The organism is Nocardia sp. NPDC005746 (assembly GCF_040630785.1).
In the GTDB taxonomy this organism is placed as follows: Bacteria; Actinomycetota; Actinomycetes; order Mycobacteriales; family Mycobacteriaceae; genus Nocardia.
In genome coordinates, this window is record NZ_JBEXYE010000012.1 from 55,124 (window position 1) to 74,771 (window position 19,648).

Sequence of the window (19,648 nt, forward strand, 5' to 3'; positions counted from 1 at the left end):
CAGGGGTTTTCGTTTGTTACATCTCAGTCGTTGGCGTGCAGGGCCGCGTTCAGTTCGATGCCGGTGCCCTTGCGCGGGCGAACCTCGACCGCGCCGGTCAGCGAGTTGCGGATGAACAGCAGGTTCGACTTGCCGGACAGCTCACCGGCCTTCACGATCTGGCCGTCGGGCAGCGCCACCTTGGTGCCCGCGGTGACGTAGAGGCCCGCCTCCACCACGCAGTCGTCGCCGAGCGAGATGCCCAGGCCCGAGTTGGCGCCCAGCAGGCAGCGCTCGCCCAGCGAGATGACCTGCTTGCCGCCGCCGGACAGGGTGCCCATGATGGACGCGCCGCCGCCGACGTCGGAGCCGTCGCCGACCACCACACCGGCCGAGATCCGGCCCTCCACCATGGAATTGCCGAGCGTGCCGGCATTGAAGTTGACGAAGCCCTCGTGCATGACGGTGGTGCCCGAGGCCAGGTGCGCGCCCAGGCGTACGCGGTCGGCGTCGGCGATACGGACACCCGAGGGCAGCACGTAGTCCACCAGGCGCGGGAACTTGTCGACGCCGTACACGGTGACCTGGCCGCGGGCCCGCAGCTTCAGGCGGGTCAGCTCGAACTCCTCGGTCGAGCACGGACCGTGGTTGGTCCACACCACGTTCGCGAGCAGCCCGAAGATGCCGTCGAGGTTCGCGCCGTGCGGGCGGACCAGGCGATGCGAGAGCAGGTGCAGACGCAGGTAGGCGTCGTGGGTGTCGATCGGCGCGGCGGCCAGGTCGGCGATGACGGTGCGGACCACCACGGTCTCGACCCGCCGGTCCTCGTCGACACCGGCCGAGGCGGCGAACTTGGCGTACTCGGGATCGGAGGCGTCCAGCCGCACCGTGCCCACCTCGTCGGCGGAGAATTCACCGAGTGTCGGGTACGGGTACCAGGTGTCGAGGACCGTCCCGTTGACGGTGATGGTGGCGAGGCCGACTGCTGCTGCTCCCTGAGTACTCACGTCCCCACACGTTACCGGGCTGCGAATTCATACCGCATGCGGTGCCGATTTGTGCCAACGCAGCGACCGTGCGAAGAACTGCGGTTATTCCTCCTTTAGGGTGGATCGAGTGACCATCGATCTGAGAGCCGACCCGATTTCACTCACCGCCGCGCTCGTGGATATTCCGAGCGTCTCTCGGAACGAGAAGGTCATCGCCGACATCGTCGAAAAGGCCATGCGCGAGCAGACCACCGGATTCGAGATCCTGCGCCACGGCAATACCGTGCTGGCGCGGACCAATCGGGGCCTGCCCAGCCGGGTGATCCTGGCGGGGCACCTGGACACCGTGCCGATCGCCGACAATGTGCCAGGCCACTTCGAGACCACCGCCGACGGCGAACGGCAGCTGTGGGGTTGCGGCACCGTCGATATGAAGTCCGGCGACGCGGTCTTCCTGCACCTGGCCGCCACCGTCGCCGACCCGGTGCACGACCTGACCCTCATCTTCTACGACTGCGAGGAGATCGCCGCCGAGTACAACGGGCTGGGCCGCATCGAACGCGAACTCCCCGAATGGCTCGAGGGCGACCTGGCGATCCTCGGTGAGCCGTCCGGCGGCTGGATCGAGGCGGGTTGCCAGGGCACCCTGCGGGTCCGGCTGACCACCGCCGGCGTCCGCGCCCACACCGCGCGAGCCTGGCTGGGGGACAACGCCATTCACCGCCTCGCCCCGATCCTGGAGCGGCTGGCCGGATATCAGGCCCGCGAGGTCGAGATCGACGGCTGCACCTACCGCGAGGGCCTGTCCGCGGTCCGCGTCGAGGGCGGCGTGGCGGGCAATGTGGTGCCCGACGTCGCCACCGTGGACGTGAACTTCCGCTTCGCCCCCGACCGCACCCTGGACCAGGCCACCGAGCACGTGCGCGAGGTGTTCGCCGGACTGGAACTGGATTTCGAGCGCACCGACGGCGCGCCCGGCGCCCTGCCCGGCCTGTCGAATCCGGCCGCCAAGGACCTCATCGAGATCGTGCACGCGCACGGCTCCGGCGGGGTGCGCGCCAAGTACGGCTGGACCGATGTCTCGCGATTCGCCGCCCGCGGCATGCCCGCCGTGAATTTCGGTCCCGGCGACCCGAACCTGGCGCACAAGCGCGACGAGCACCTGCCCGTCGACCAGATCACCCAGGTGGCCTCGATGCTGCGCAGCTACCTCACCGGCGAGAAAAGCCGATGAACTGTTCAGCACCACGCTGAACGAGCGACCGACAACGGCCATTCGCTCGCTGTACGGTTGCCATTATGTCTGCTGACGGCGAAAACGAGGGTGTGGCTTTGTCGAAGACACCACGGTTCCGGGGCCCGATCATGTTGCGGCGGGACCGCAAGAAGGGGATCGGGACCACCGATCAGCATCTGCTCGACGAGCGCGGTCCGGCCGACTGGGTCCACACCGACCCGTGGCGCGTCCTGAGGATCCAGGCCGAATTCGTCGAGGGCTTCGGCGCTTTGGCGGAGGTGCCGCGCGCGGTGGCCGTCTTCGGCTCCGCCCGCACGCCCGCCGACTCGGCCGAGTATCGAGCCGGGGTCGCGATCGGAAGCGCGTTGGCCCATGCCGGTTTCGCGGTCATCACCGGCGGCGGGCCGGGCGTGATGGAGGCGGCCAACCGGGGCGCGTCGGAGGCGGGCGGCTATTCGATCGGCCTCGGCATCGAGCTGCCGTTCGAACAGCACCTCAACGAGTGGGTCGACCTCGGCATCAACTTCCGGTACTTTTTCGCGCGCAAGACCATGTTCGTGAAGTACTCCCAGGCGTTCGTATGCATGCCCGGCGGCTTCGGCACCCTCGACGAGCTGTTCGAGGCGCTCACCCTGGTGCAGACCCACAAGATCACCCGCTTCCCGATCATCCTGTTCGGCACCGAATACTGGGCGGGACTGGTGGATTGGATGCGCCACTCGCTGCTCGGCTCGGCCAAGATCGCGTCCGGTGACCTGGGGTTGCTGCACGTCACCGACAGCGTCGACGAGGTGGTGGAGATCGTCACCCTGGCCGCGCGGGCACGCCGGGAGATGAACGAGACAGGGGCGGAGGAGCAATGGTGAGCGATGCCTACGCGGTCTGCGTGTACTGCTCGGCCAGCGTCGACGATCCGGTGGCGCTGGACCTGGCCACCCGGGTCGGCACCGAGATCGGTCGTCGCGGTTGGCAATTGGTGTCCGGCGGCGGCAACGTCTCCATGATGGGCGCGGTCGCGCAGGCGGCGCGGGCAGGCGGGGCGCACACCGTCGGCGTCATCCCCAAGCACCTGGTGCACAAGGAGGTCGCCGACACCGACGCCGACGAGCTGATCGTCACCGACACCATGCGCGAGCGCAAACAGGTCATGGACGAGCGCGCCGACGCCTTCCTCACCTTGCCCGGCGGCATCGGCACGCTCGAGGAGCTCTTCGAAACCTGGACCGGCGCCTATCTGGGCGTGCACGCCAAACCGGTGGTGGTGCTCGACCCGCAGGACCACTACCGCGGACTGTTCGACTGGATCGGTGAGCTGCGGGTGCGCGGCTACGCCGGGCTGGAGGCCATCGACCGGGTGCTGGTGACCAAGAGCTTCGACACCGCCTTCGCCGGGCTGCGTCCCACCCGCTGACCGGAACTCCTCGGTTTCACTCGACAAGATCGGACAAATCGGTCAGGGTAGGCACACGAGAGCGGGGCGTTCGCACGACCCGGTGAGGAGCACAACGAAGTGATTACCGACGCCCGATCGACGGTCAGCCTGCTCGACCTGGTTCGCGCCCTGCCCGGCATGGCATTGCAAGCACCCGGCATGATCCGCAATGTCGGGCGCCTGGCGGTGAAAGCCGGCGACAAGGCGTCGATCGGACTGTTCTTCCAGCGTGGCGCGGCCAAGCACCCGGACCGGCCCTTCCTGAGATTCGAAGGGCGCGAATACACCTGGGGCGAGGCCAACGCGCTGGTCAATCGGTACGCGAAGGTGCTCGCGGCGCACGGCGTCACGCGCGGCGACGTGGTCGGCATCCTCATGGTGAACCGGCCCGAGGCGCTGTTCACCGTGCTCGCCACGGTGAAACTCGGCGCCACCGCGGGCCTGCTCAACCACAACCAGCGAGACGTGGTGCTGCGGCACAGCTTCGGACTGCTGAACTCGGTGCTCGACGTCATCGGCGAGGAGTGCGCCGACGCGCTGGAGACCCTCACCGAGACCCGGCCCGCCCTGCTGTGGACCGAACAGCTGGAGGCCGAGGCCGCCACCGCCGACCCCTCGAATCCCGCTGTCACCGAACAGATCACGGCCAAGGAACGCGCCTACCTGATCTTCACCTCCGGCACCACCGGCCTGCCCAAGGCCAGCGTCATGACCCACATGCGCTGGACCAAGTCCATGGCCGGGATCGGCGGGCTCGGAGTGCGATTGGACGGCAAGGACACGCTCTACAGCTGCCTGCCGCTCTATCACAACAACGCCCTCACGGTGGCCTTGTCCTCGGTGATCGCGGGCGGCGCCACCTTCGCGCTGGGCCGCAAGTTCTCAGCCACCCGCTTCTGGGACGAGGCCATCGCCAACCGGGCCACCGCCTTCGTCTACATCGGCGAACTGTGCCGCTATCTGCTCAACCAGCCGGCCAAGCCCACCGACCGGCAGCACACGATCCGGTTGTGCGTCGGCAACGGCCTGCGCCCCGAACTGTGGGACGAGTTCCAGCAGCGGTTCGGCATCGCGCGGATCGTCGAGTTCTACGGCGCCAGTGAGGGAAACGTCGCCTTCATCAACGCCTTCTCCGTCGCCCGCACCGCCGGATTCACCCCGCTGCCCTTCGCCATCGTGGAATACGACGACGCCACCGGCAAGGCGCTGCGCCACCCCGATGGCAGGCTGCGCCGGGTGCCCGCGGGCGGGGTCGGGCTGCTGCTGGCCAAGGTCACCGACCGCTCGCCGTTCGACGGCTACACCGATGCCTCCGCCACCGAATCCAAGCTGGTGCGTGACGGTTTCGCCGACGGCGACTGCTGGTTCGACACCGGCGACCTGGTCCGCGACCAGCGCTTCGGTCACATCGCCTTCGTGGACCGGCTCGGCGACACCTTCCGCTGGAAGGGCGAGAACGTGGCCACCACCGAGGTCGAGGGCGCGTTCGACGGCATCGGCGAGGTCACCCAGGCGGTCGTCTACGGCGTCGACATCCCCGGCACGGACGGCAAGGCGGGCATGGCCGCGGTGACCCTGCACGAGGACGCGCACTTCGACGGCAAGGTCGCCGCCAAGGCCCTCTACGACCGCCTGCCCACCTACGCGGTCCCGCTGTTCATCCGCGTGGTGCCCGAACTGGAGCAGACCTCCACGTTCAAGAACCGCAAAGTGGAACTGCGCAAACAAGGCTGTTCGCCGGACGCCGAGAGCGCTCTCTACGTCCTCGCGGGCCGCGCAGAAGGCTACGTCCCGGCCTATCCCGAATACGTTGCCGATGTCGCCGCGGGGCGCGCGCCCGGCAACTGAATATCGCACCGTCGGTCGCTCTCTCCAAATCCCTTTACAGCCAGGTCAACCCGGTGTTCGCGGCCCGCCCCGATCTGGACTGACGGAGCGGGGGAGCGAAGCGGAGGAGCGGAGGAGGGAAGATCGGGGTTACGAGGGCCGCGAACCGCCGCAGCGAAGCGGAGGCAAATTAGACGCAGTACAGTCGGGGGCATGTGTGCGCCGTTGCCGACATTGTGCGGGAAGCCGGTGGCGACGGATCGGGCGCTTGTCATGGCGATCGTGAACCGGACGCCGGACTCCTTCTATGACAAGGGCGCGACGTTCACCGACGAGGCCGCCCTGCGGGCCGTGGACACCGCGGTCGCCGGCGGCGCGGATCTGGTCGATATCGGCGGGGTGAAGGCCGGGCCCGGGTCGGAGGTGGACGCCGCGGAGGAGTCGCGCCGGGTGGTGCCGTTCGTGGCGGCTATCCGCGAGCGTTATCCCGAGCTGCTCATCAGCGTCGACACCTGGCGCGCCGATGTGGCGCGGGCCGCGGTCTCCGCGGGCGCCGACCTGATCAACGACACCTGGGCGGGCGCGGATCCGGAACTGGTCGGCGTGGCCGCCGAACTGGGTGTGGGAATCGTCTGCTCACATACCGGGGGCGCGATTCCGCGGACCCGTCCGCACCGGGTGCGGTACGCCGATGTAGTGACCGAGGTCACCGAGACGGTGGTGGCCGCGGCCGAAAATGCTGCGGCGGCCGGGGTGGCGAAGGACTCGATTCTGATCGACCCGACCCATGATTTCGGGAAAAATACCTACCACGGGCTCGAATTGTTGCGGGCGATAGACGTTCTTGTGAAAACCGGATGGCCCGTCTTGATGGCGCTGAGCAATAAGGATTTCATCGGAGAGACTCTTGGTGTCGAGCTGTCCGAACGATTGGAGGGCACATTGGCAGCGACTGCTTGGTCGGCAGCCGCGGGTGCTCGCGTCTTTCGAGTGCACGAGGTGGCCCAGACCCGCCGGGTCGTGGACATGATCGCCGCCATCCAGGGTCACCGCCCACCCGCCCGTACTTTGCGAGGTCTCGCATGAAAACAGACTGGGTGAACACCAACACCTTCGACCGTCCCGACTGGTCGGTCCCCGAACTCGTCGCGGCCAAGGGTGACCGCACCGTCTCGGTGGTCCTGCCCGCCCTCAACGAGGAGGCCACCGTGGCTGCCGTGGTGGCCAGCATCCGGCCCCTGCTCGGCACGCTGGTGGACGAACTCGTCGTCCTGGACTCCGGGTCCACCGACGCCACCGCCGCCCGCGCACAGGCCGCCGGGGCCCGCGTGGTCACCCGTGAACAGGCCGTCCCCGAACTCGACCCGGTCCCCGGCAAGGGCGAATGCCTGTGGCGGTCGCTGGCCGTCACCAGCGGCGACCTCATCGCGTTCGTCGACTCCGACCTCATCGATCCCGATCCGAACTTCGTGCCCAAGCTGCTGGGCCCGTTGCTCACGGTCGACGGCATGCACCTGGTCAAGGCGTACTACCGCCGCCCGCTGCGCACCGGCGAATCCGTCGACCACCACGGCGGCGGCCGCGTCACCGAACTGGTGGCCCGCCCGCTGCTGGCCGCGCTGCGCCCCGAACTCTCGAATGTGCTGCAGCCCTTGGGCGGCGAGTACGCGGGCACCCGCGAACTGCTCACCGCGGTGCCCTTCGCCCCCGGCTACGGCGTGGAGATCGGCCTGCTGCTCGACACCTACGACCTGCTCGGACTCTCGTCCATCGGACAGGTGAATCTCGGTGTCCGCCAGCACCGCAACCGCCCGCTGGCCGACCTGGGCGTCATGAGCCGCCAGATCCTGGGCACCGTCCTGGGTCGCAGCGGGATCCAGGACTCGGGTGCCGCGCTGACCCAATTCCCCATGGTGGCAGGCGAATTCATCGCGAACACGACCGACGTCTCGCTCGCCGACCGCCCGCCCATGAACACCCTGCGCTCCGAGGAGGCCGCGGCCTGACCCGCCGCGGCAGCCGCGATCAGGCTCGGTCGTGGCGATAGATCGGAGTGAGCAGGTCCGCTTCGATCGGCTCTCCCGTGGAGCGGTCGTAGCGGACGCCCACCACCGTCGAGAACGGGTGGGTGGCCGCCCGCTCGTGCAGGGTCGCGAGCCGGGTGGCCAGCAGCCGGATCGCCCCCAGGGAGGCGGGCGGGTGCAGGCCGTCGATGACCAGCACGCTGCCCTTGCCGTCCGGGCGGGGGAGGCGGGCCAGGTAGGCGATGTCGTAGGGCTCGGTGCCGCCCGGGCGGTAGACCCGCCGCGCGGCCCGGTCCTCGATGCCCCGCCGCACCCGGCCGGCCCGCGCCACCGTGCGGCGCAGCCGGGGATCGGCGGCCACCAGATAGCGCAGACTGGGCGACAATTCGGGCCCGCCCAGCACGATCAGGCCGTCCCGGTCCAGGTCGAGCGGGCGGCCGGGTAGGAACCGCTGGACATTCGCGGTGAAGCCGAGTTCGCGCAGCAGCTCCACCAGCCGGTGCGGCGCGGCCGCGTCGGGTGCGCCGACCAGGGCCATGGAGCGGGTGGTGCTGCGCACGTCCGGCGTGAGGATGGTGAGCGGACCGTGACCGAAGAACAGGCCCTCGGGCACCGGGCCCTGCGTGCTCACCTGATGGATGCGGGCGCGGGAAAGACCCGCGGCCGCACCGATTCTGGCGAACGTCCAGCCCTCGGCATGTAGTTCGCGGATGACTGCGCGGCGGATGCGCGTCAGCTCATTGATCTGCTGCTGCGCGGCTGCCACGCCTTCGGTGGCGGCTTTCAGGCGTTCGACCTTGTCCTCGATCGCGAATACCCGGGCCACCTCGTCGGCCGACATGTGCGCAGTCTAGATAGCTGGACAGCATCATGTGTCAAGTCCGGTAGACAGAATTGATCTCAGGTGGCGTCGGGATCCACCGGCGGACGTTCGTTGCGCTCCAGTGGTTTCTGTTCCGCCGGCATGGAAATGGGGCCGTATCCCGTATTGCTGGAACCGTTTCCGCTGTTCGCGGGGCTGCCCGGCTTGTCGAATTTGGTCAGATCGGTGAAGCTGTTCAGGATCGAGTCGTCCCCGTCCAGCAGGTGTTTGGTCACCATCGACCGTGGATTCATACCCCGCAGTTCGTTCAACTGCTCCAATGGTTTACGGATCTCGTCGAATTCCGGGCCGAGCTCATTGCGCAATTGCTGGGAAGCGCCGGTCGCGTAATCGCGGGCCTGTTTCAAGGCGTGCGCGGTCCAGCGAACGGCGCCCGGCAGTCGCTCCGGACCCAGAATCACGAGGGCGGCGACAAGCAGAATGAGCATCTCGCCCCAGCCGATATTGCTGAACACGAGTACAGGCTACCTACTCGTTCTTTCTATCCGTTTCCAGCGTCACCGGAACATCCACCTCACGACCGTCGCGAATGAGTTTCACGTTCACGGTCTGACCGATCTCGTGGGACTGCACCGCCACGGTGAGCTCCTCGGGACCCGCCACGTCGCGGTCGCCGACCTTCACGATGACGTCGCCCTCGACGATGCCCGCCTTGGCCGCCGGGCTTCCGGCCTGCACGTCGGCCACCGCCGCGCCGCTCATCACGTCATTGGCGACCAGCTTGGTCTTGGCGCTCACGCCCAGCATCGGGTGGTAGACCTTGCCCTCGCGGATCAGCGCCTGCGAGATGCGCTTGACCTGATCGACCGGGATCGAGAAGCCCAGGCCCACCGAACCGCCGCTCTCGGACTTGATGGCCGAGTTGATGCCGATCAGCCGGCCCTGCATGTCCACCAGCGCGCCACCGGAGTTGCCGTGGTTGATCGCGGCGTCGGTCTGCACGGCGTCCAGGGTGGCATCGGTGTCGGTGCCCTCGCCGCCCACCTTCACCGGCCGGTGCAGCGCCGACACGATGCCGGAGGTGACCGTCTTCTCCAGGCCCAGCGGGGAGCCCAGCGCCAGCACCTCGTCGCCGACCTGCACGTCACCGGAACTACCGAGCTGGATCACCGACAGGTTCTTCACGTCGACCTTGAGCACCGCCAGATCCGTCTTGGTGTCGCGCCCGACGATGCGGGTCGGCACCCGCTGGCCGTCGGAGAACACCACGTCCAGCTTGGCCTTGCCCGACTTGTCATTGGCGGCCAGTGAGATCACGTGGTTGTTGGTGACGATGTAGCCCTCGCCGTCGATCACCACGCCCGAACCGGTGGAACCGGTGTCGCCCAGCCAGGCGCGGACCGTCACCACCGCGGGCATCACCGCGTTGACCACCTTGGTGATCTGGTTGTGTGATTCGGGGGCCGCGGGCGCGGACTGCAACGACACCTTGCGGGAGGTCAGCACCGACGCCGACGAACCCGTGAAGGCCCCGACGACCCCACCGATCAGGCCGATCACCGCGGCGATGGCCGCCAGCAGCGACAGCGCCCGCCACGACACCCGGCCACCGAACAGCACCTCGCGCGCACCCAGCTTGGGTCCGGGGGCGAGCGGCGGCGCCGGGGGCTGCGGCACGGCCGGAGTGCCCAGGCGCGCGGCCGAATTCGGATCCCGCCACGGGTCGGCGGGCGCACTCGGCGCGGCGCTCTCGCCCTTGGCTTCGGGATCGCGCTGCAACAGCTCGGACGAACCCTCCGGGCGTCCGAACGCCTCGGCCAGCACCGCGTCCGGCGGCCGGTTCTGAATCTCGGAGCCCCCCGGCGACGCCGCGGCCGCGGCACCCGCGGTGCGGGCCGCGAACGAGCCGTTCTGGCCGTTCGGGCGGCGGAAAGCGCGCGCGGTGTGATTGTCCACGTGCGGCCGGTACACCGGCCGCGGCCCCAGCACCGGTGCGTCCGACGGCCGCAGGTTCCCCCGATCGGCCGCCGAATCGGAGGTCGCCTCCCGTTCGGGCTCGGGCCCGGTGTTCTTCGATTCGGTGGTCACGCTATGGACTCTACTTGCGCCACCATGAGGTCCACCGTCTGCTGTCGAACGAATCTTGGCGCAGTCCGAAGGAACTCATGCCGCGCGCCAGCGGACCCCGATCCCGATCGGCCGGATCCGGCGCGGGGTGATTGGCGCACTCCTGCAACAGCGCCCGCGGAATGCGGCTCAGCGTGTCGTGCAGGCTCAGCGGTGCGGAGATCTGGTCCGAGGACTGCCGCAGCGCGATCCGCGCCTGCTGCTGGGCGTCCACCTCGGCCGCGCACTCGCGGCACACGGAAATGTGGTGGGCGGCACGCAGATACGCGTTCATCCGTAGTTCGCCGTCCACGTAGGCGGCGATGGCCTCACTGGCCAGATGCTCGGTGGGGGCGAAACGCGGGGGACGACGGTGCGGTCGGTCCTCGCCGTTCATACGCTGCACACCCTTCCGGACGATTCGAGGTCTTCGGGCGAGCGCTGCCCGCGGGTCACCCGATCTGCTCGGCGGCGACGCGCCGCTCCACCCCATTATGCTCGAGTTGCTCGCGCAGTGCCTGACGTCCTCGGTGGATGCGGCTGCGCACGGTGCCCAGCTTGACGCCCAGCGTCGCGCCGATCTCCTCGTACGACAGGCCCTCGATGTCACAGAGCACCACGGCGGCACGGAACTCCGGGGCCAGCGAGTCCAGCGCGGACTGCAGATCCGGATCCAGGTTGGCGTCGTGGTAGGCCTGCTCCGGATCGGGACCCTCGGACGGGACGCGGTCGTAGTCCTCGGGCAGCGCCTCCATGCGGATGCGGTTGCGGCGGCGGACCATGTCCAGGAACAGGTTGGTGGTGATGCGGTGCAGCCAGCCCTCGAAGGTGCCGGGCTGATAGTTCTGCAGGGAACGGAAGACCCGGATGAAGGTCTCCTGGGTCAGATCCTCGGCGTCCTGCGGATCACCGGTGAGGCGATAGGCCAGGCGGTACACGCGGTCGGCGTGCTCACGGACCAGTTCGTCCCAGGTGGGCATGACATTGCGGTCGCCGGTGGCGTCGAAGGCGGCGGTCCCGGTGAGGGCGGCCTCGTCGTCGGCAGGGGACAGCAGCAGAGCACTGTCCAGCGGGGTGTCGCTGTCGTGCGGCTGGATCTGCGGGTGCAGGGTGTTGGCGTGTTCACGCGCCGCGTCGACCATGTGGATGGGGTTACCTCCTACTCGGGACCGTGAACCTCGGTTACCGGTGTCAACCCATCCGTTCGATCGGCTGTTCCCGTTCCCCGAGACCGCGGTCGCTGGCCTGGCGTGAGCATTACTCTGGTCGGTCGTGATGAGGCAGCCGTATGCAGAGGCTGAGGGACACCTGAGAAAAATCGCCACACCGGCCGGTCACCGCCACGCCTTACCGGTGTATCGCCATTAGCCTCTACTGCGTGAGCCTGACTCCCGCGGCACAGAACCTGCAGCGCAACCTCGAATACGTCGAGGAATCCGTCGCCGAGGACGACATCCTCGTCGGCGCACGCGAACGCGCCCTCGAACTCGGCGCCGCCCCGGTCGCGCCGGCCGTCGGTGCGCTGCTCAGCATGTACGCCCAGTTGCTCGGGGCGCGGGCCGTGGTCGAGGTCGGCACCGGGGCGGGGGTGAGCGGGCTGTGGCTGCTCGACGGCATGCGCGAGGACGGCACGCTGACCACCATCGACTCCGAGCCCGAGCATCAGCGTGCGGCCCGTGAGGCGTTCCGGTCGGCCGAGATCGCGCCCGCGCGCACCCGGCTCATCAACGGCCGCGCCCTCGACGTGCTGCCGCGGCTCGCCGACGGGGCCTACGACCTGGTCTTCATCGACGCCGCGCCGCTCGAGCACCCGCAGTACGTGGAGCAGGCGGTCCGGTTGCTCCGCGAGGGCGGGGCGATCCTGCTGCACAACGCGCTGCTCGGCGGGCGCGTGCCGGATCCGAACCAGCGCGACCCGCAGACGACGGCCGTGCGCGCCGCGACCCGGGCGATCGCCGAGGATCCGGATCTGACCAGCGTGCTGATCCCGGTGGGGGACGGCCTGCTCTGCGCCTCGCGCGGCTGAGATCATTGCGCCTCGCGCGGCTGAGATCACTGTGTCTCGCGGCTGAGATTCCAGCGCGCGGGGCGAGAACCTCACGCCCGGTGATGATTTCGACGTCGCCGGGGTGTTCCGCCCGGCGATAGTCCGCGCGGCGATCATTGCTCACGGGCGTTTTTCCGCGCGCGGAAAATCCCCTCTGCGCCCACTGGATTTCTCTGATGACCAATCGGACCGAATGTGTCCCGCGCTCCCCCTTGCGCTCGCGTTGAACGAGTGTTTAATCTGTTGAACGTGCGTTCAATCGACGATCTGACCACCCGGGCGCGGATTCGCGACGCCGCGATCACCGTGTTCGGGGAGCAAGGGTTCGGGGTCGGCGTGCGTGCCATCGCCACCGCCGCCGGAGTGTCCCCGGGGCTGGTCATCCACTATTTCGGGTCCAAGGACGGACTCCGGGAGGCGTGCGATGACCAGGTGCGCGCGACCGTCAAGACCGCCAAGCTGGAGTCGGTCCAGGACCCCTCGCCCACCGCGACGATGCGGCAGCTCGCCGAGATCGAGGAATTCGCGCCGCTGATGGCCTACCTGATGCGCAGTCTCCAGGCGGGCGGGCCACTGTTGCGGAACTTCTTCGAGCACATGGTCGAGGACACCGAGTTGTACCTGCGGGCCGGGATCGCGTCCGGCACCGTGCGGGCCATGTCCGACATCCCGGCCATGGCGCGCTACATCGCCACCCAGAACGGCGGCGGCATGATGATGTTCCTGCAGCTGTACGCGGCCGAGCACGACGGGCCCGTGGACTACCGGAAGGCGTTGCGCGAGTACGCCGATCACATGATGCTGCCCGCGCTCGAGCTCTACAGCTCCGGCCTGCTGGCCGACCGCACGATGCTGGACGCCTACCTCCAACAGCAAGCCGAATAGACCATCGGCTCCCCACAATCGTTTTCCTGCAAGGAGATTCGATGACCACTCCCGCCAGCCCGGCGATCGAAGTCCGGGATCTGCACAAGAACTTCGGGCAGGTGCGCGCGCTGGACGGCCTCGACCTCGAGGTCGCGCACGGCGAGGTGCACGGCTTCCTCGGGCCGAACGGCTCCGGGAAGTCCACCACCATCCGCGTCCTGCTCGGCATCCTGTCCCGCACCTCGGGCGAGGCCCGGGTACTGGGTCGGGACCCGTGGACCGACGCCGTCGCGCTGCACCGTGACATCGCCTACGTGCCCGGCGATGTCACGCTGTGGCCCTCGCTGTCCGGCGGCGAGACCATCGACCTGCTGGCCCGCATGCGCGGCGGCATCAACCAGGACCGGCGCGCCGAACTGATCGAGCGCTACGAGCTGGACCCGACCAAGAAGGCGCGCACCTACTCCAAGGGCAATCGGCAGAAAGTGGCGCTGGTGTCGGCTTTCTCGTCGGACGCGCGACTGCTGCTGCTCGACGAACCCACCTCCGGCCTGGACCCGTTGATGGAGCAGGTGTTCGGCGAATGCGTGGCCGAGGCGGTGGCGCGCGGCACCACCGTGCTGCTGTCCAGCCACATCCTGTCCGAGGTGGAGAAGCTGTGCCAGCGGGTCACCATCATCCGGTCCGGCAAGACCGTCGAGACCGGCACGCTCGCGCAGATGCGGCACCTGTCGCGCACCTCCATCACCGCCGAGATGATCGGCAGCCCGGGTGATCTCAGCCGGGTGCCCGGTGTCGAGGACATCAGCGTCGAGGGCAACACCCTGCACTGTCAGGTCGACAGCGAGCACCTCGGCGAACTCATCCGGGTGCTGGGCGACGCGGGGGTGCGCAGCCTGGTCAGCCAGCCGCCGACCCTGGAAGAACTGTTCCTGCGCCACTATTCGCTCGACGGCGGCGCGCCCGCCGGCGAGCGCGAGAAGGTGTCGAAATGACCGCCGTCACCGCCACCGCTCCCCGCATCGCCGAATCACCGTTGCGCGCTGCCGATTTCACCGGCACCGGCCAGCTGCTGCGGTTGTACCTGCGGCGCGACCGGATCGTGCTGACGCTGTGGGTGCTGCTGCTGTCGCTGCCCCTGGGCAGCGTCTACATCAAGAGCGTGGAGAAGGTGTACAGCACACCGGAGGATCTGGCGCACCTCGCGACCAGCATCCTCGCCAGCCCCGCGCAGCTCGCCATGTACGGGCCCGTCTACAACCCCACCGACCTGGGGGCCGTGGGCATCTGGAAGGCGGGGATGTTCCACACGCTCATCGGCATCGCCACCATCCTCACCGTCATCCGGCACACCCGCGCCGACGAGGAGACCGGCCGCACCGAACTGCTGGCCGCCACCCGGGTGGGACGCTTCGCGGGCCTCACTGCGGTGCTGATCATGACCTACGGTGCGGCACTGGCCACGGGACTGCTCGGATTCGTCAGTCTCGCGGGCACTTCGGTGCCGAGGACCGGGTCGCTGGCGTTCGGGCTGGCGCTGGCCGCGTCCGGCATCGTGTTCGCCTCGGTCGCGGCGGTCACCGCGCAGCTGTCGGTGAGCGCGCGGGTGGCGCGCGGGCTCGCCTTCGCGGTGCTGGGCGTCACCTACACGCTGCGGGCCATCGGCGACGCACGCGCCGGAGACGGGCCGACCAGTCCGCTCACCTGGCTCTCGCCGCAGGGCTGGTCCCTGCAGGTGCGGCCGTACGCGGGCGACCACTTCGCCATCCTGCTGCTGCACCTGGCCGCCACCGCGGTGCTGACGGTGGCCGCGTATTACCTGCTGGCACACCGGGATATCGGCGCCGGCCTGATCGCCGAGCGACCCGGCGCGGCCGGCGCGGGGCCCGCCCTGAGCGGTCCCTTCGGACTCGCGTGGCGGTTGCAGCGCGGCACCCTGCTGGCCTGGACCGTCGGGCTCGGGCTGTACGGGCTGCTGATCGGCAGCGTGATCCACGGCATCGGCGACGAGCTCGGCACCAGCCAGACCATCAAGGACCTGATCACCCGCATGGGCGGCTCGGACTCGCTGGAGAAGGCGATGGTGAACTACGCGTTCACCATGGTCGCGGTCGGCGCGGCCGCGTACGCGGTATCGGCCACGCTGCGGCTGCACGCCGAGGAGAGCACCGCGCACGCCGAGACCCTGCTCACCGGCGCGGTATCGCGAACCCGCTGGGTGGCATCGCATCTGGCGTACGGGCTGCTCGGTCCGCTGCTGGCCCTGGTGGTGTCGGCCGGGCTCGCCGGGCTGGTCTACGGCCGTGCCGCCGGGGACGTCGGCGGCAAGCTGGGGCAGACCCTGGCCGCCGCCCTGGTGCAGGTGCCCGCGGTGTGGACCTTCGCGGCCATCACCGTGGCCCTGTTCGGGCTGCTGCCGCGCTGGAGTTCCGTCGCCTGGGGTGTGCTGACCGCCGCCATCGCCGCGTTCCTGCTCGGCTCGCTGTCCGGTGCGCCGCAATGGCTGCGCGACCTGAACCCCTTCGAGCACGCGCCCAAGGTGCCGGGCGCGGCATTCACCGCCACCCCGATCGTGGTGCTGCTGCTGGTGGACGTGGCCTTGATCACGGTGGGACTCATCGCATTCCGCCGCCGGGACCTGCGCTCGGCCTGACGGCGACCGCCCCGCGAACGGCCGCCCCGGACATCCGGGGCGGCCGTTCGCGTGCCCGGGACACCCGCGACCCGGCAGCGAATCCTCAGCTGCCGGTGCGGGTATGGCGGGAGGGCAGCGGTGGCGGTGCAGGGGCAGTGTCCAGGGGTGGATTCGGGCCGGGCCGGGGGTGTACCCCAGAAAGGGATCGATTTATCGCTAGGAGGTGGGGGAGATGTTCGAGGGACTGGCCCTCGGGGTGCACCTGCCGACCGGATGGCTGTGGCCGGCACTGGTCGTCTTCGGCGGCATCCTGGGCGCGGCGCTACTGGTGCTCATGCTGGTGAGCGGCGCCCGGTTCGACGACCGCGAATCCCGCTACGTGCCGACCACGACGGGCTCGTGTCAGCCGTTCTGTGGCACCGGCACACCCGCGCCCGGGCTCCCGATGAGACCCGGAATCACGAACTGATCGGTTGCGTAGAGGTTTCCGGTCGGCGTCGCCGGATACTCCACGAGAATAGTTCGACGAGTGGGGGTTCCATGGGTCAGCGGGTACCGGCCGTGGTCGGGTTGTACTTCCGCGACGGCGGGCAGTGGCGGCGCATCGCCGAATTCCGGCTCGCCGCGGACGGCCGCGTCACCTTCCGGGCGGTGGATCCGATCGAGGGCCTGGTCGCGCGGGTCTGGTATCACCAGGGCGTCGACATACTCGGCGGGCAGCGTACCGTGCTGCCCGCCGACGGCGCGGAATTCCTGCGAGCGCTGCTGCAGCCGTTCGGTTTTCGCGATTACCGGTTCCGGGACGACAGCACGCCGCGCGGCGGGCTCACCCGGGCCCGGCACACCGTCTCCCGCAGCGCGGCCGCGCCGTGTCCGGCCGACAATGAAACCGACTGCGCGGTAGTGGAATCGGAGTGTCGCCACTGCGCCGAGCCGGAACCCGCCACCGGCGACCGCGCCCGTCGACCCGCCGCCTGGCGACTGCTGGACACGGATCGCATCCGCTTCTGAGATGCGGCGCCCGGAGCGCCGCACCAGGATTCGCTACAGGCTGTTGGCCAGCAGGGCGTACTGCGCGACCGCCTTCTTCTTCGCCTCGGCGTCATTGGCCCCGTCCGCTACGCCCACGTACTGCTTGTAGCGGACATAGCAGCGGCTGGGCTTCTTGTCCGAGGACCGGTGCACGCACTGGGAATCCGGCACCTTGTCGTCCACGGCGGTCGTGGTGGTCTCCTGCAGATTCCGGATCATCCCGGCCATCAGATCCGCGCCCGCCTGCGTGTCGCGCACCCGGATCACGAAACTGCCGTCCGCGACCGACATCTCGCTCGCGCCGGTATCGGCCACCAGCTTGGTCCAGAAGCCCAGATCATCCGACGGCAGCACCAGCCAGTTGGCCGGGAACACCGCGAACTTGTCCGGATCCACCGTGCGGTGGTCGCGGTCCATCACCAGGGTGCGGGCCAGCAGGCGATCCGGATCCACCGGCAGCTGCGCGATCTGATCGTTCGGGGTCGCCGCGAACGCGTCCAGCACCGGGATCTCCGCGTCCAGGGTCTTCTTGGACCAGGACAGCAGGCTCTGCAGATCGGCCGTGGGGCGCAGGATGAACAGCGAGATCACGAAATCCTTGTGCGCCATCGCGACTCCGATGGTGGGCACGCCCGGCCGCCAGTGCGCGTACGCGTCCGGATAGTCGGGCAGGGTGAGCTTCTGATTGATGTTCAACGCCACGGTGAAGTCGGCGTCCTCCAACTCGCGGGCCGCCAGCTTCGCGGCATCCGCGGTCGGGAAGCGCAGCACGCGGGTGGTGATGGTGGTGCCGTTCGGGTCCGGATTGTCGTTGACGTCCTCACGATCGGAGCCGCTGGCCGCGAAACCGGCTACGAAGCCGCGATTCACCAGCACGTTCTTCACCGCGGACGCCAGGTGACTGACATTGAGCACATCGTCGACGCTGGCCAGCACGGCGCCGCCGCGGCCGATGTTCAACGCCGGATCGATCTTCACCGCGGGAGCCACCGCGGCGGTCATGCGAATGCCCTCGAGCGTCGCGCCCTTGCCGCCGTTGTTGCGGTCGTAGGTGTAGCGGTTCACCGGATAGGTCCCGGTGTCGAGGGTCCGGACATCCAGTTCGCCGGGGACGGCGGTGCCCGAACGGCCGCAGCCGGAGGCCAGTGCGGCGATCAAGGCGAGACAGGTGAGTGCGGTGACGACACGCGCCGGACGGCCCATGATGATCCCTCCCGCGCGGCCCTGCGTCGGCAGCGCTCCCTATCGAAAGATTTTCGGGCCAACGACCGCCGACTGTCCACTCCTATACCGTGTCGCGATCAGACCCAGATGCCCTTGCCCACAGTCACGACGCCGCCGTTGCTGACCGCGAAGCGTTCCCGATCGCGCTCCAGGTCGACGCCGATGATCTCGCCCTCGGTCACCACCACGTTCTTGTCCAGGATGGCGTGCCGCACCACCGCGCCCCGGCCGATCCGGGTTCCCGGCATGAGCACGCTGCCCTCCACCGTCGCGCCGTCCTCCACCAGCACGTTGGAGAACAGCACCGAATTGCGGACGGTCGCCGCCGACAGGATGCTGCCCGCGCCCACGATCGACTCCTGGGCCAGCCCGCCGCGGCCGAACTTGGCGGGTGGGAGGTTCTCGGCCGCACCGCGAATCGGCCAGTGCTTGTTGTAGAGGTCGAACACCGGATCCACCGACACCAGATCCATGTGGGCGTCGTAGAAGGCGTCGATGGTGCCGACGTCACGCCAGTAGCCGCGGCTGCGGTCGGTCGTGCCGGGCACCACATTGGTGGAGAAGTCGTAGACCGCCGCCGCACCGCCGCGCACCAGGGACGGGATGATGTCGCCGCCCATGTCGTGGTCGGAGTCGTTGTCGTCGGCGTCGGCGCGGATGGCGTCCACCAGCACCTTCGTGGTGAAGACGTAGTTGCCCATGGAGGCGAAGGTGACGTTCGGGTCGTCGGGGGTGCCCGGCGGGTGCACCGGCTTCTCCAGAAAGCCGATGATGCGGCCGGATTCGTCGGAATCGATGCAGCCGAAGGCGCTGGCCGAGCTGCGCGGGACCCGGATGCCCGCCACCGTCACGCCCGCCCCGGACTCGATATGCGCCTGCACCATCTGCTCGGGATCCATCCGGTACACGTGGTCCGCGCCGAACACCACGATGTACTCGGGGTCCTCGTCGTAGATCAGATTCAGCGACTGCATGATCGCGTCCGCCGAGCCGGTGTACCAGCGCGGCCCCAGCCGCTGCTGCGCCGGCACCGGAGTGATGTACTCCCCGCCGAACCCCGACAACCGCCAGGTCTGCGAGATATGCCGGTCCAGGGAATGCGACTTGTACTGCGTCAGTACACAAATCCGCAGGTAACCGGCGTTCACCAGATTCGACAGCACGAAGTCGATGAGCCGGTACGCGCCCCCGAACGGCACCGCGGGCTTGGCGCGGTCCTTGGTGAGCGGAAAGAGTCGCTTGCCCTCGCCACCGGCGAGCACGATCCCGAGTACGTGCGGCTGGCTCCTCACACCACTGAAACTACCGGGTGCACCCGAACGTGGAATGTCCAGCATGTGCCGTGTTCATCGCGATCTTGCTGGCCACGTCGATTGGATGGTTCCACGATGAGCGTTTACGTTGGACCCGTGCACACGTCGCGATG

20 protein-coding genes are annotated in these 19,648 nt (G+C 68.8%); 12 read left to right on the plus strand and 8 right to left on the minus strand.

Annotation, left to right across the window (positions count from 1 at the left end; translation table 11 throughout):
• Positions 1-23: 23 nt before the first annotated feature.
• A complete protein-coding gene (dapD, locus tag ABZ412_RS22855) occupies positions 24-986 on the minus strand; it encodes a 2,3,4,5-tetrahydropyridine-2,6-dicarboxylate N-succinyltransferase (protein ID WP_357283294.1) in 963 nt (320 codons plus the stop codon).
• Between the two features lie 109 nt (positions 987-1,095).
• Here dapD and dapE point away from each other — a divergent pair, with 109 nt between their 5' ends.
• The 6 genes from dapE (at position 1,096) to ABZ412_RS22885 (ending at position 7,470) form a co-directional block, all read left to right on the plus strand.
• Entirely contained in the window at positions 1,096-2,202 is a 1,107-nt protein-coding gene (dapE, locus tag ABZ412_RS22860) for a succinyl-diaminopimelate desuccinylase (RefSeq protein ID WP_357283295.1), read from the plus strand.
• Between the two features lie 65 nt (positions 2,203-2,267).
• Positions 2,268-3,071: a TIGR00730 family Rossman fold protein gene (locus ABZ412_RS22865; protein WP_357283297.1), complete on the plus strand. Its 804-nt coding sequence runs from the start codon at positions 2,268-2,270 to the stop codon at positions 3,069-3,071.
• Positions 3,065-3,616, plus strand: a complete 552-nt coding sequence (locus ABZ412_RS22870; RefSeq protein WP_357283298.1) for a TIGR00730 family Rossman fold protein — start codon at positions 3,065-3,067, stop codon at positions 3,614-3,616. Before ABZ412_RS22865 ends, ABZ412_RS22870 begins: the two co-directional genes overlap by 7 nt.
• A 99-nt stretch (positions 3,617-3,715) precedes the next feature.
• Positions 3,716-5,485 carry a long-chain-acyl-CoA synthetase gene (locus ABZ412_RS22875; protein ID WP_357283300.1) on the plus strand — a complete coding sequence of 590 codons (1,770 nt, stop codon included), beginning with the start codon at positions 3,716-3,718 and terminating at the stop codon, positions 5,483-5,485.
• A gap of 192 nt (positions 5,486-5,677) precedes the next feature.
• The gene (gene folP, locus ABZ412_RS22880; RefSeq protein ID WP_357283301.1) at positions 5,678-6,550 is read left to right on the plus strand and encodes a dihydropteroate synthase; all 873 of its coding nucleotides are present in this window, start codon (positions 5,678-5,680) and stop codon (positions 6,548-6,550) included.
• Entirely contained in the window at positions 6,547-7,470 is a 924-nt protein-coding gene (locus ABZ412_RS22885) for a glucosyl-3-phosphoglycerate synthase (protein ID WP_357283302.1), read from the plus strand. Before folP ends, ABZ412_RS22885 begins: the two co-directional genes overlap by 4 nt.
• Before the next feature lie 19 nt (positions 7,471-7,489).
• On the opposite strand, the gene ABZ412_RS22890 is transcribed toward ABZ412_RS22885, so the two are convergent.
• From ABZ412_RS22890 to sigE, 5 genes are read right to left on the minus strand one after another with little or no spacing between them, the layout of a single operon-like run.
• Positions 7,490-8,329 (minus strand): hypothetical protein, encoded by an 840-nt coding sequence (locus tag ABZ412_RS22890; protein ID WP_357283304.1) that lies wholly within the window; start codon positions 8,327-8,329, stop codon positions 7,490-7,492.
• 59 nt (positions 8,330-8,388) lie between these two features.
• Positions 8,389-8,826 (minus strand): Sec-independent protein translocase protein TatB, encoded by a 438-nt coding sequence (tatB, locus tag ABZ412_RS22895; RefSeq protein ID WP_357283306.1) that lies wholly within the window; start codon positions 8,824-8,826, stop codon positions 8,389-8,391.
• 13 nt (positions 8,827-8,839) lie between these two features.
• Entirely contained in the window at positions 8,840-10,399 is a 1,560-nt protein-coding gene (locus ABZ412_RS22900) for a trypsin-like peptidase domain-containing protein (protein WP_357283307.1), read from the minus strand.
• Between the two features lie 10 nt (positions 10,400-10,409).
• On the minus strand, positions 10,410-10,814 hold the full coding sequence (locus tag ABZ412_RS22905; RefSeq protein ID WP_357283308.1) for a hypothetical protein: 405 nt from the start codon (positions 10,812-10,814) through the stop codon (positions 10,410-10,412).
• Positions 10,815-10,869: 55 nt separating this feature from the next.
• The gene (sigE, locus tag ABZ412_RS22910) at positions 10,870-11,487 is read right to left on the minus strand and encodes an RNA polymerase sigma factor SigE (protein ID WP_357283694.1); all 618 of its coding nucleotides are present in this window, start codon (positions 11,485-11,487) and stop codon (positions 10,870-10,872) included.
• 308 nt (positions 11,488-11,795) lie between these two features.
• Here sigE and ABZ412_RS22915 point away from each other — a divergent pair, with 308 nt between their 5' ends.
• From ABZ412_RS22915 to ABZ412_RS22940, 6 genes are all read left to right on the plus strand, one after another.
• Complete coding sequence (locus ABZ412_RS22915; protein WP_357283310.1) at positions 11,796-12,443, plus strand: O-methyltransferase; 648 nt, start codon at positions 11,796-11,798, stop codon at positions 12,441-12,443.
• A 270-nt stretch (positions 12,444-12,713) separates the two neighbouring features.
• Entirely contained in the window at positions 12,714-13,349 is a 636-nt protein-coding gene (locus ABZ412_RS22920; protein ID WP_357283312.1) for a TetR family transcriptional regulator, read from the plus strand.
• A 41-nt stretch (positions 13,350-13,390) separates the two neighbouring features.
• Positions 13,391-14,326 (plus strand): ABC transporter ATP-binding protein, encoded by a 936-nt coding sequence (locus ABZ412_RS22925; protein ID WP_357283314.1) that lies wholly within the window; start codon positions 13,391-13,393, stop codon positions 14,324-14,326.
• Positions 14,323-15,984: an ABC transporter permease gene (locus ABZ412_RS22930; protein ID WP_357283315.1), complete on the plus strand. Its 1,662-nt coding sequence runs from the start codon at positions 14,323-14,325 to the stop codon at positions 15,982-15,984. Before ABZ412_RS22925 ends, ABZ412_RS22930 begins: the two co-directional genes overlap by 4 nt.
• Before the next feature lie 214 nt (positions 15,985-16,198).
• Entirely contained in the window at positions 16,199-16,435 is a 237-nt protein-coding gene (locus ABZ412_RS22935) for a hypothetical protein (RefSeq protein ID WP_357283316.1), read from the plus strand.
• 71 nt (positions 16,436-16,506) lie between these two features.
• On the plus strand, positions 16,507-16,977 hold the full coding sequence (locus tag ABZ412_RS22940) for a hypothetical protein (protein ID WP_357283318.1): 471 nt from the start codon (positions 16,507-16,509) through the stop codon (positions 16,975-16,977).
• A 33-nt stretch (positions 16,978-17,010) separates the two neighbouring features.
• Here the strand turns inward: ABZ412_RS22940 and ABZ412_RS22945 are convergent, their stop codons facing one another.
• Both ABZ412_RS22945 and glgC read right to left on the minus strand, forming a co-directional pair.
• Positions 17,011-18,201 carry a hypothetical protein gene (locus ABZ412_RS22945; RefSeq protein WP_357283319.1) on the minus strand — a complete coding sequence of 397 codons (1,191 nt, stop codon included), beginning with the start codon at positions 18,199-18,201 and terminating at the stop codon, positions 17,011-17,013.
• A 98-nt stretch (positions 18,202-18,299) separates the two neighbouring features.
• Entirely contained in the window at positions 18,300-19,514 is a 1,215-nt protein-coding gene (gene glgC, locus ABZ412_RS22950) for a glucose-1-phosphate adenylyltransferase (protein ID WP_357283321.1), read from the minus strand.
• Positions 19,515-19,648: the final 134 nt, after the last annotated feature.

What these genes read in the sequence shown, in the direction of transcription:
- ABZ412_RS22865 (WP_357283297.1), top strand. Translation starts at nt 2,268, where the DNA reads ATGTCTGCTGACGGCGAAAACGAGGGTGTGGCTTTGTCGAAGACACCA.
- ABZ412_RS22870 (WP_357283298.1), top strand. Translation starts at nt 3,065, where the DNA reads ATGGTGAGCGATGCCTACGCGGTCTGCGTGTACTGCTCGGCCAGCGTC.
- folP (WP_357283301.1), top strand. Translation starts at nt 5,678, where the DNA reads ATGTGTGCGCCGTTGCCGACATTGTGCGGGAAGCCGGTGGCGACGGAT.
- ABZ412_RS22885 (WP_357283302.1), top strand. Translation starts at nt 6,547, where the DNA reads ATGAAAACAGACTGGGTGAACACCAACACCTTCGACCGTCCCGACTGG.
- ABZ412_RS22890 (WP_357283304.1), bottom strand. Translation starts at nt 8,329, where the DNA reads ATGTCGGCCGACGAGGTGGCCCGGGTATTCGCGATCGAGGACAAGGTC.
- ABZ412_RS22905 (WP_357283308.1), bottom strand. Translation starts at nt 10,814, where the DNA reads ATGAACGGCGAGGACCGACCGCACCGTCGTCCCCCGCGTTTCGCCCCC.
- ABZ412_RS22925 (WP_357283314.1), top strand. Translation starts at nt 13,391, where the DNA reads ATGACCACTCCCGCCAGCCCGGCGATCGAAGTCCGGGATCTGCACAAG.
- ABZ412_RS22930 (WP_357283315.1), top strand. Translation starts at nt 14,323, where the DNA reads ATGACCGCCGTCACCGCCACCGCTCCCCGCATCGCCGAATCACCGTTG.
- ABZ412_RS22935 (WP_357283316.1), top strand. Translation starts at nt 16,199, where the DNA reads ATGTTCGAGGGACTGGCCCTCGGGGTGCACCTGCCGACCGGATGGCTG.
- ABZ412_RS22940 (WP_357283318.1), top strand. Translation starts at nt 16,507, where the DNA reads ATGGGTCAGCGGGTACCGGCCGTGGTCGGGTTGTACTTCCGCGACGGC.
- ABZ412_RS22945 (WP_357283319.1), bottom strand. Translation starts at nt 18,201, where the DNA reads ATGGGCCGTCCGGCGCGTGTCGTCACCGCACTCACCTGTCTCGCCTTG.